At 63.6% G+C, this 5,194-nt stretch carries 11 protein-coding genes and 1 pseudogene; all 12 read left to right on the plus strand.

The genetic code is table 11. From position 1 onward, the window contains the following. The first annotated feature begins 126 nt into the window (after positions 1-126). Positions 127-510: a DUF7432 family protein gene (locus tag AC2VOU_RS04535; protein WP_486956276.1), complete on the plus strand. Its 384-nt coding sequence runs from the start codon at positions 127-129 to the stop codon at positions 508-510. Continuing rightward, complete coding sequence (locus AC2VOU_RS04540; RefSeq protein WP_486956277.1) at positions 507-881, plus strand: WhiB family transcriptional regulator; 375 nt, start codon at positions 507-509, stop codon at positions 879-881. Before AC2VOU_RS04535 ends, AC2VOU_RS04540 begins: the two co-directional genes overlap by 4 nt. Next, positions 878-1,429, plus strand: a complete 552-nt coding sequence (locus tag AC2VOU_RS04545; RefSeq protein WP_486956278.1) for a 3'-5' exonuclease family protein — start codon at positions 878-880, stop codon at positions 1,427-1,429. The genes AC2VOU_RS04540 and AC2VOU_RS04545 overlap by 4 nt, the downstream gene beginning before the upstream one ends. Beyond that, on the plus strand, positions 1,426-1,599 hold the full coding sequence (locus AC2VOU_RS04550; RefSeq protein WP_486956279.1) for a hypothetical protein: 174 nt from the start codon (positions 1,426-1,428) through the stop codon (positions 1,597-1,599). Before AC2VOU_RS04545 ends, AC2VOU_RS04550 begins: the two co-directional genes overlap by 4 nt. After that, positions 1,596-1,910, plus strand: coding sequence for a hypothetical protein (locus tag AC2VOU_RS04555; protein WP_486956280.1), 315 nt, complete (start codon positions 1,596-1,598; stop codon positions 1,908-1,910). The genes AC2VOU_RS04550 and AC2VOU_RS04555 overlap by 4 nt, the downstream gene beginning before the upstream one ends. Further along, positions 1,907-2,413 (plus strand): DUF5758 domain-containing protein, encoded by a 507-nt coding sequence (locus tag AC2VOU_RS04560; protein WP_486956281.1) that lies wholly within the window; start codon positions 1,907-1,909, stop codon positions 2,411-2,413. Before AC2VOU_RS04555 ends, AC2VOU_RS04560 begins: the two co-directional genes overlap by 4 nt. Beyond that, positions 2,410-2,556: a hypothetical protein gene (locus tag AC2VOU_RS04565; RefSeq protein ID WP_486956282.1), complete on the plus strand. Its 147-nt coding sequence runs from the start codon at positions 2,410-2,412 to the stop codon at positions 2,554-2,556. The genes AC2VOU_RS04560 and AC2VOU_RS04565 overlap by 4 nt, the downstream gene beginning before the upstream one ends. Further along, a complete protein-coding gene (locus AC2VOU_RS04570) occupies positions 2,553-2,837 on the plus strand; it encodes a WhiB family transcriptional regulator (RefSeq protein WP_486956283.1) in 285 nt (94 codons plus the stop codon). Before AC2VOU_RS04565 ends, AC2VOU_RS04570 begins: the two co-directional genes overlap by 4 nt. 289 nt (positions 2,838-3,126) lie before the next feature. After that, positions 3,127-3,255 carry a hypothetical protein gene (locus tag AC2VOU_RS04575; protein WP_486956284.1) on the plus strand — a complete coding sequence of 43 codons (129 nt, stop codon included), beginning with the start codon at positions 3,127-3,129 and terminating at the stop codon, positions 3,253-3,255. After that, on the plus strand, positions 3,248-3,595 hold the full coding sequence (locus AC2VOU_RS04580; protein ID WP_486956285.1) for a hypothetical protein: 348 nt from the start codon (positions 3,248-3,250) through the stop codon (positions 3,593-3,595). Before AC2VOU_RS04575 ends, AC2VOU_RS04580 begins: the two co-directional genes overlap by 8 nt. A 129-nt stretch (positions 3,596-3,724) precedes the next feature. Beyond that, positions 3,725-4,543 carry a hypothetical protein gene (locus tag AC2VOU_RS04585; RefSeq protein WP_486956286.1) on the plus strand — a complete coding sequence of 273 codons (819 nt, stop codon included), beginning with the start codon at positions 3,725-3,727 and terminating at the stop codon, positions 4,541-4,543. Then, positions 4,540-5,194 (plus strand): annotated as a pseudogene (locus tag AC2VOU_RS04590) (hypothetical protein); the annotation flags it as partial. The gene AC2VOU_RS04585 and the pseudogene AC2VOU_RS04590, both read left to right, overlap by 4 nt.

The following is a 5,194-nucleotide window of genomic DNA, read 5'->3' on the forward strand; positions in this document are numbered from 1 at the left end:
CCGTCGTAGCCCTCTGCGCGCCCTGCGCAGCCACACCAACCCCACCACTCCACCCCAACCCCGCCGAACTGCGATTCGCCTACGCCCGCCTCACAACAACCGCCCAAGACAACGCAGGAGCCTGACATGCCACGCCCACAATCCATCGCTGACGTCCCCGAACGCATCCCCCACTCAATCCAATTCGCATCCATCAACATCTTCGTCATCGCAGACAACCCGAAACTTGTGACCGCCTACCGAGACTTCCTCGTCGCCTGCCGCGGAGCTGCCTGCGCCGTCGACACCGCCTACCGCGACATTCGCTTCACGCGACCCCCCACCCAAGACGACCTCTGCGCCGCCCTCAAAGATGCCCAGGCAAGTTGGGACGCCGGCCAGGCCCTCTACGAAAAGTGGGCCCAAGGAGGCCAGTTCTACGACGACCCCTCCCTGACAGCTGCCAAGGAACACGCCATCGCCGAAGGGCTCCCGATGTTCACGTGGGAGAAAGAAGGAAACCAGAAATGAGGTCCCCCTACGAAACCCCCACCTACGCGCCGGATTCCAACGACTGGCGCTCCGACGCGTTATGCCGGCAGATGGACCCCGAAGTGTTTTTTCCCTCCCTCGCCGCCGATCTCGCGACGGCGCCCCTCGCTAAACGCGTCTGCGGGCTGTGCAGCGTGCGCACCCAGTGTCTGCGTGACGCGATCGCCACCGGCGACGTTCACCACGGCATCCGGGGAGGTTGTTCACCGCAGGAACGCTACGACATCTCGCGGGGACGCGCTGGCCGCACCAGCGCGCGCCAACGCGCGAGACGCGAAGCACATCGCGAAGAACGCGCCGTGGCCGAACGCGAACGCCGCGCCCAACTCAAAAAGGAGACCCACCGATGACCGCCCTTGTATTCATGGACACCGAAACCCTCGGGCTCGAGATCCTGGCACCCATCTGGGAGTTCGCCGCGATCCGACGCGAACCAGACGGAAAAGAACAGCGGTACCACTGCTACATCGACCACGACCCCGACATGTGGATCGGCTCGAAAAGCCAACTCCCGGCGAAGTTCCGCGACGACTACCTCGAACGCTTCTCCCCCGAGAGCGCCCTGACATCCTACTGGGCTGCCGCGATGATGCACGCCGCGACCCGCGACGCGCACATCGTAGGAGCGGTCCCGAGCTTCGACACCGAAAGGATCGCGCGCCTACTGAATCGAACAGGGATCGGCGAGCCGCCCTGGAACCATCACCTGGTTGATATCGAGAACCTTGCGGCCGGATTCCTCGCAGGCAACGGCGCGGGCGCGCTCCCGCCGTACAACTCGAACGAGTTGTCGAAGGCGATTGGTGTCAACCCGGACGATTTCGACAGACACACGGCGATGGGAGACGTTCTGTGGGTTCGCGCGCAATGGGACGTGATCATGGGGGACGCCCAGTGAGCGCCGACGGGGAGACGTACCTGGGTGACGGGCTTTACGCCTCCTTCGACGGCTGGTACGTGAGGCTATGGGCGACCAACGGCGCCCACGTCACCAACGAAGTGTTCCTCGAACCAGCAGTCCTGCACGCACTCGACCAATGGCGCACCAACATGGAGGCACAGAAATGACCACGAGCCCCGCATCCTGGACGCAGAACCTTCTGCGCGCCCTACACATCGTCGGCGAAAAACGGTCCACGCCAACCACACCCGACGACGCCGAGTTCGCGGACGCTATGCGTGAACTGCGCACCCTGGCACGCAGCGTCGAAACGCTGGCGCGCCCAGGCGCGAACGCGACCGAACCGTTCCCGCGCATCCTGACGACCACCCTCGAACTCGCCCTGCACCTCGTCCACGACGACACCGCATGGTCTGATGACGCCGGCGCGGCGCTGGCCGAGATGCGCAACGAGAAACTGATGAGGGAGGCGGCATGAGCATTGAGATCAAACATATTTCAGGAAAAGTGTTGTTCGCTTCGGATCGCGCCAGCGTGCGGTACGCCATTGAGGAGGCGCGGGAAAAGGGCGCGGACCTGGGCGGCGCGGACCTGCGCGGCGCGTACCTGGGCGGCGCGGACCTGGGCGGCGCGAAGAATGCCGACCTTGCAATCGCGCGTACGCGCATCCTCCCTGACGGCGACCTGATCGGCTGGAAAAAGTCGAAAGAAGGTCACATCGTCAAATTGCGAATCCCGGCGGATGCGAGAAGAACTCACGGGGTGGGACGTAAATGCAGAGCCGAGCGTGCCGAGGTCGTGGCCATCTATGCGGGCAGCGATGAGGTTGCGACTGCGCAGTCCTGCTACGACCCGAAGTTCCAGTATGTAGCGGGTGCTGTTGTCACGCCACGCGAGCCGTTCAATGACGACATGTGGAAGGAATGCGCAAGCGGCATCCACTTCTACATCACCCGACCGGAAGCGGAGGCGCACATATGAGCACCCTCTATCGCCGCATGTTGGACGCCGCCGACACCCTCGCTGAAGTGAACGCGCTCTACGACCTCGGAACCTACTGCTCGCGGGACCCGGAAACGCTGCGCCGGGAAGCCCCACTCCTGCTGAGCGAGGAGACACTGTGAGCGCGCTACCCGGCCGCGCACAAGCCAGCCACACGCCCCCTCGCACCGAGTACGAAACGCGCTGGCAGCACCGCGCACTGTGCCTTGAGGTTTCCCCGGAACTGTTTTTCCCCAACTACGGCGAACGGGTTTCCGATGCCAAACAGATCTGCGTGCGTTGCGAGGTCCGCGCCGACTGCCTGGATTACGCCATGACGCACAACGAATCCCACGGGATTTGGGGCGGCAAAACCGAGGAGGAACGTCGGCAGATGCCCCGAACACGGAGGGTGACCGCATGAAAGCCAACATGATCCCTTTGAGCGATCCCCTCGCGCGGGCGATCCGCGACAGTCATCGGCCTGGCGTGCGAGTTTACGCCAGCGTCGGAAACGAGCTGTTCACGCTGGACAGCTGGTCGCTTGTCGGCGGCCGGTGCAGCTGCGATGAATACTCCCTTGAGACAGCCTGGACGCCCTACCGTCACGTTGTCGGGCTGTGGGCGATCCCGTTGCGCTGGAAGATAACGATGAAATTGACCCTTTGGCGCCACCGCCTCATCGGTCGGCACCCGAACGCGGGTGGCAAGCGATGACCGACCTCGACGAATGGCACCGGGAAGTCGCGTCGATGACTGAGCAGCAACGCTCGGTCACGGAGATGGATTGCCGGCGCGCGCTGGGGATGTGCGGGGATCGAGAGGATGCTCGCGATGAGTGAAGGCGCGAGGATACCAGTATTTAGAGAAGGGAAAGGTGTTATGGCGCCCCAGATTTACCGGAAGCGGCCCATTGAAATACTGGCGCTGCAGTGGACCGGAGAAAACCTGAGGGACATGAGGGAGTTCGCCGATCCCGAAAATTTTATTGCGATTCATCCGGTCGATCGAGCGGAAGACCCCGATGCGACCGCCGAGCTGTTCGTCGCGGCCAATAGCCGCTGGCTTCCAATCGCCACCGGCGAGTGGGTAGCGAAAGACTCTCTGGGCTTCTATCCAATAAAAGATGCTGTGTTCCGCGAGTCCTACGAGCACGTAAAAGGGCGCGCGTCCAGTGACTAAACGGTGCCCCGTGTGCGAAGGCCGCGGAGTCATCAAATGCGCCGACGTGTACCAAAACCACCGCGGCCCATCGTTCGTGGCGTGGGAACTGGCGCGCGTCGTAGCGTGTGGATGTAGAGAGGGGACGGCGTGACAACGAAATTCACCGGCCCTATCCGGCGCGTCGAAACCGCCAAAGGCCACTACTACAAAGACGCCAACGGCCACCGAATCCCCGGTGTCACAACAATGCTCGGCGAAGGTGTGCCCAAGCCCGCACTGATCAATTGGGCCGCCAACGCCACCGCCGAGTACGCCGTCGACCACTGGGACGAACTCGGCGACCTTCAGCCCTCGGCCCGGCTCAAGGAACTGCAGGGCGCGCGCTACGCGGTCAGTGACAAGGCTAAGAAGCGAGGCACCGAAGTCCACGGCTACGCCGAACGGCTCGTCAAAGGCGAAGCGGTCCAAGGCATTCCCGACGAACTACGCGGCCACGTCGAAGCCTATGCCAGGTTCCTCGACAAATTCGAGGTAGACCCCGTCCTAGTTGAGGCAACCATAGTCAGCTACCGCTACGGATACGCCGGGACGCTCGACCTTGTCGCCGAACTGACGGTCGGCGGCGAGCGTAAGCGGCTGCTCCTGGATGCCAAGACCAACGAGAAAGGCATCTTCGGTGAGACCGCGCTGCAACTGGCGGCCTACCGCTACGCCGACTTCTACCTCGACGATGACGGCAAAGAACAGCCCATGGTCGAGGTCGAAGGCTGTGGCGCCATCCTCGTCAGTTCGACCGGCGCGCAACTGATTCCGTGCACCAGCGGACCCGAGCAGATGAAGTCCTTCCGGATCGCCGCCGCCATGCGCGACATCGTCAAAACCTCCCGCGACCTCGTCGGCGCAGCCGTGGAGCCTGATGACCCCACCCCTTCCCTAGCCCGCATCGTCTACGAGGAGTCCAAGTGACCGAACTTGCCCGCACAGAGACCTTCGCCCCCGCGCTCAACGGATTCACGCGCACCGCGCGCCCCGGGCACGCCCCCAAGAACGAGCAGTTCGACCGGATGGGCAAATGGCTGGAACTGTTCATCGCCACCGAGCAGGTAGCCAACGTGCTGGCCCGCACCGCGTTCGTCCCCGAGCCCATGCGCGGACAGCCCGAGAACATCGCCGCCGCGATGATGAAATCCCTCGAGCTCGGCATCGACCCGCTCGACGGCCTGTCATGCATCCACGTCGTGAAAGGAAAGATCGGGTTCTCGGCAGAGTTCATGCGACGCCGCATCATCGAGGCCGGACACGAAATCATCATCGACGAATCCACCGATGAACGCTGCAAGATCCGCGGACGCCGCGCCGGGTCGACTGAGTGGCAGACGGTGAGCTTCACGGCCGACCAGGCGCGGAAGGCCAAGATCACCCTCGGCGACTACCCGGCCGATAAGCTCGTGGCCCGCGCGTCGTCCCGGCTGTGCCGCAGGGTGTTCCCCGACGTGCTCGCTGGCACGACCATCGTCGATGAGATCGAAGAGGACAGTGCCGAAACCGCGCCGACGGCATCGGTACAGCGCAAACGTCAGCCGCGCAAGGTGACGGCCACGCGGGCACCCGCGCCAG

This window comes from Mycobacterium sp. TH-M25, assembly GCF_057473665.1.

Coding starts and splice junctions, on each gene's coding strand:
- AC2VOU_RS04535 (WP_486956276.1), top strand. CDS start 127: ATGCCACGCCCACAATCCATCGCTGACGTCCCCGAACGCATCCCCCAC.
- AC2VOU_RS04540 (WP_486956277.1), top strand. CDS start 507: ATGAGGTCCCCCTACGAAACCCCCACCTACGCGCCGGATTCCAACGAC.
- AC2VOU_RS04545 (WP_486956278.1), top strand. CDS start 878: ATGACCGCCCTTGTATTCATGGACACCGAAACCCTCGGGCTCGAGATC.
- AC2VOU_RS04555 (WP_486956280.1), top strand. CDS start 1,596: ATGACCACGAGCCCCGCATCCTGGACGCAGAACCTTCTGCGCGCCCTA.
- AC2VOU_RS04560 (WP_486956281.1), top strand. CDS start 1,907: ATGAGCATTGAGATCAAACATATTTCAGGAAAAGTGTTGTTCGCTTCG.
- AC2VOU_RS04565 (WP_486956282.1), top strand. CDS start 2,410: ATGAGCACCCTCTATCGCCGCATGTTGGACGCCGCCGACACCCTCGCT.
- AC2VOU_RS04575 (WP_486956284.1), top strand. CDS start 3,127: ATGACCGACCTCGACGAATGGCACCGGGAAGTCGCGTCGATGACTGAG.
- AC2VOU_RS04580 (WP_486956285.1), top strand. CDS start 3,248: ATGAGTGAAGGCGCGAGGATACCAGTATTTAGAGAAGGGAAAGGTGTT.